Source organism: Kitasatospora sp. MY 5-36, assembly GCF_001182915.1.
Lineage (GTDB): Bacteria > Actinomycetota > Actinomycetes > Streptomycetales > Streptomycetaceae > Kitasatospora.
Genome location: NZ_LFVW01001256.1, coordinates 1 through 1,159, shown reverse-complemented (window position 1 = coordinate 1,159; position 1,159 = coordinate 1). Strand labels below are relative to the sequence as shown.

At 77.9% G+C, this 1,159-nt stretch carries 1 protein-coding gene; it reads left to right on the top strand.

Annotated elements, in window-relative coordinates:
* Positions 1-82 precede the first annotated feature (82 nt).
* Positions 83-1,159: GNAT family N-acetyltransferase (locus tag AE652_RS41790; protein WP_053112611.1), on the top strand; the 1,077-nt coding region annotated here is incomplete at its 3' end.

The following is a 1,159-nucleotide window of genomic DNA, read 5'->3' as shown; positions in this document are numbered from 1 at the left end:
CGCAGCCCCCGGCCGAGGCGCCGGCCCCCGCCACCGCGGAGCAGGCCCCCGCCCGGCAGCAGGCCCCGGTCGGGGGCGGTCGATGAGCACCGAGACCCGCAGAGGCGGCCTGCCCGCCCAGGCGACGGCGCCGGCCTGGACCACCGAGCTGCGCTGCGAGGACGACGCCCTGGACGCCCTCGCCGAGGAGTGGGACGACCTGGCCGCCCGCTGCCGGACCGCCACCTTCTTCCAGGCCGCGGACTGGCAGCGCTCCTGGTGGCGCCACTACGGCCGCCCCGGCGGCCTGCTCGTGGTGCTGGTCCGCCGGGACGGCCGGCTGGTCGGCGCGGGCGCCTTCGTGCGCCGCGGCGGGCCGCTCGGCGGCCTGACCGGCCTCGGCGGCGGGCTGGTCGACTACACCGACGTCCTGCTCGACGACGAGTGCGCCGACCGGGCCGCCGCCGAGTTCGCCGCCGCGCTCCCGCTCACCCGCCCCTGGCACTGGCTGGAGCTGCGCGAGGTGCACCCCGAGGCGGCGGTGCACCGGGTGTACGGGCACTGGCGCGGCAGCCGCCGCCGCTACCAGGACTCGCTCTGCCAGTACCTGCCGGCCGTCCCGATGGACCGGCTGCTCAAGCGGGTGCCCGGCAAGACCGCCCAGCGCAGCCGGGTGAAGCTCCGCAAGATCGCCGAGGCCGGGGTGGAGGTCCGCTCGACCCCGGTGGCGGAGGTGCCGCAGGCGCTGGACGCGATGCTGCGGCTGCACTTCCTGCAGTGGCAGGCGCGCGGCGTCACGCCCGAGCACCGCACCGAGCGGTTCGCCCGGCACCTGGCCGAGTCCAGCACCGGACTGGTCGCCGCCGGCCGGGCCGCCGTCCACCAGTTCCACCTGGACGGCCAGCTGGTCGCGGTCAACCTGCTGCTGCTCTGCCCGTCCTTCGGCGGGCTGTACATGTACGGGGCGCACCCGGTGCTGCGCGAGCGGCTGGACATCGCCGGACTGCTGTTCAGCGCGGCGCTGGACGAGACGGTCGGCGCCGGCGTCCCGCTGCTCGGCCTGCTGCGCGGCCAGGAGCCGTACAAGCAGCGCTGGCGGCCGGACCAGCTGGCCAACCAGCGGCTGCTGCTCGGCCCGGCGGGGGCGGCACCGGCGGCCGCCGTCCGGGCCGGGGCGGTG